Origin of the sequence: Ancylobacter sonchi (assembly GCF_018390695.1) — a bacterium.
In the GTDB taxonomy this organism is placed as follows: domain Bacteria; phylum Pseudomonadota; class Alphaproteobacteria; order Rhizobiales; family Xanthobacteraceae; genus Ancylobacter; species Ancylobacter sonchi.
Genome location: NZ_JAHBGF010000002.1, coordinates 1 through 2,100, shown reverse-complemented (window position 1 = coordinate 2,100; position 2,100 = coordinate 1). Strand labels below are relative to the sequence as shown.

At 59.3% G+C, this 2,100-nt stretch carries 1 protein-coding gene and 2 pseudogenes; 1 reads left to right on the top strand and 2 read right to left on the bottom strand.

Translation table 11 applies throughout. The features are described from left to right. Nucleotides 1–607: 607 nt before the first annotated feature. The gene (locus KHC28_RS00075) at nucleotides 608–832 is read right to left on the bottom strand and encodes a hypothetical protein (protein ID WP_214006307.1); all 225 of its coding nucleotides are present in this window, start codon (nucleotides 830–832) and stop codon (nucleotides 608–610) included. Nucleotides 833–1,478: 646 nt separating this feature from the next. Continuing rightward, a pseudogene (locus KHC28_RS00070) lies at nucleotides 1,479–1,616 on the bottom strand (IS3 family transposase); the annotation flags it as partial. Nucleotides 1,617–1,732: 116 nt separating this feature from the next. On the opposite strand from KHC28_RS00070, the pseudogene KHC28_RS00065 reads away from it, so the two are divergent. Next, nucleotides 1,733–2,100 (top strand): annotated as a pseudogene (locus KHC28_RS00065) (transposase); the annotation flags it as partial.

Below are 2,100 nucleotides of genomic sequence, written 5' to 3'. Positions count from 1 at the left end.
CGCCGTCCGCGCCTGCTTCAGGATGAACGCCTTCTGCGCGTCCGAAAACTCCGATGCCTTCATCGCACTCCGCTCCTCCCAGCCCAGGGATCTTGGCGCGGAAAACTCCAGCTTCATACGGTCCAGTTTGTGGGGATCAGATCAGATGTCGCATGGGTCGCAATATAGCGCAACGATGTGGCTGGGGTATTTCAAGCATGTTTCCAAGCTGGTTGCCAACGCTGTCGCAGTGGCGGCTTTGCCATCACGCTTCTGGCCCGTAGGCGGCCGGACGCGCACAGCCCGCACGCGCCCGGCCTGACCCGCTGTCCCGTTGCAGTCCGGTCGGCGAGCTAACGCGCCTATAGCACCATTCGGGCCGGCACCGAAATGGGCAGCGCCCCATGTACCGGGGCAACGATGGGATAGGGCGTCACACCGTCACGCAACTTGAGATCCGGCAAGCGCCGCAAGTTCCATATCCAGCCAGACCCAATGGGGGGCGGTGTTATCCAGCGGACCATAGGGCAAATTTGCGCCCACCTTGCCGCGCTTCAAGGCGGCATTCTTGTCCCTGAGGGACGAGCATGAACGCAGGTGAGTTGTCAGCACAGCGTACGGCACGGACCTAGCGATCGATCTTTTTATCGGCAGTTTCGTCATCTTCAATGTCGTCGTCATCTTCAATGTCGTCCAATTCGTCAAAGTCCTCTATCGCTTCGTTGTTCGCGTCGAGAGCTCCACGATTTCGTAGCCATGTTCGAAGAACAAATACGATCGCCTCATCGCGAGTAGTTTTCATATCTGAGGCGAGCTGGTCTATTGAGGCGAGAAGATCGTCTGGTAAATTCATCTAACCCTCCAAACTCCATCGACGAAACGGCACGTAGGTTCGTCGGCAAATACCATAAACTAGCGACAATTCCGGCGTCTCGATGACGGTCGCGGAATTTTGGTGGGCGACGACGAAATCTGAGGCCGGACGCACCAGCCACAGTGCATCCGGCCCGCCGATGCTTGAAGGTTGGGAAACCGGAGACATCAGCCACGAAATGGTACCGGCAGGTCGCGCGCGTTGCCAAGCTCCAACAATCTGGAGCACGAACATGAATAGACGTGAGCTGCAAGCGCAGCTGACGGCGCTCGGCCACTCCCTGATCAGGGTGTCAATCTCGTCGTGGTTTACAAGTCTCCGGCAGATGCCGCTGCTCAGCAGATGTCAACCGATTCAACGGTTGAACGGATAGCAAGGACATGCGCCAACAGCTGGGTCGCGAGGCGCATGCGGCAATCGCGGGCCGCTATCGGCTGGATGCTCTTGCGATCGTCCGCGCCGATCAACCCTGCCACATAGGCTGGACACATCTGCGCCCGCCCCAAAAATGCAGGAGGACGTCAGGTCCGAAATTCGTGAGGCGCGTCAGAAGTCGAACCTCGCCCCTTTTATCGTGCTCGCGAGACTTCTCAACAGTGCCAGCTTATGAACCGCCCCGCGTTTTCTAGACGCCTTCGGCTTTGGCCTTGTGCCGCCGTTCGAACTCGATTGGCGACAGCATCCCGTTGCGTGCGAGCTTCCGTGTGGGGTTGTAGAACATCTCAATGTAATCGAACACGTCCCGGCGTGCCTCGTCGCGCGTGTCCGCCAGATCGTCGTGAAGCTTGCGATAGCCATAGACCTTGTGACCTGAGCCTGACCTGAGCCCCTGATCTTCCTCCAGATTTGAGTAGAGTCCGTCACTCACGGAGACGGACGATGCGCCCCTCACGGTTCACGGAAGAGCAGATTATCGGGATGCTGAAGGAGCAGGAGGCCGGAGCAGCGACGGCTGATGTCTGCCGCAAGCACGGCATCTCCTCGGCGACTTTCTACAAGTTCAAGGCGAAGTGTGGCGGGATGGACGTGTCGGATGCGCGCCGGCTGAGGACCCTCGAGGACGAGAACGCCCGCCTCAAGAAGCTGCTGGCCGAGCAGATGCTCGACAACGCGATCCTGAAGGACGTCGCCGCAAAAAAATGGTGACGCCCGACGCGAAGCGGAAGGCGGTGGCTCATGCCTGCACTGTGCATGCGGTGAGCCAGCGTCGGGCGTGCCTGGCCTTGACGATCGATCGCTCGACGGTC

Excerpts from the sequence above, each read along its gene's own strand:
- KHC28_RS00075 (WP_214006307.1), bottom strand. The coding sequence starts at position 832 with ATGAATTTACCAGACGATCTTCTCGCCTCAATAGACCAGCTCGCCTCA.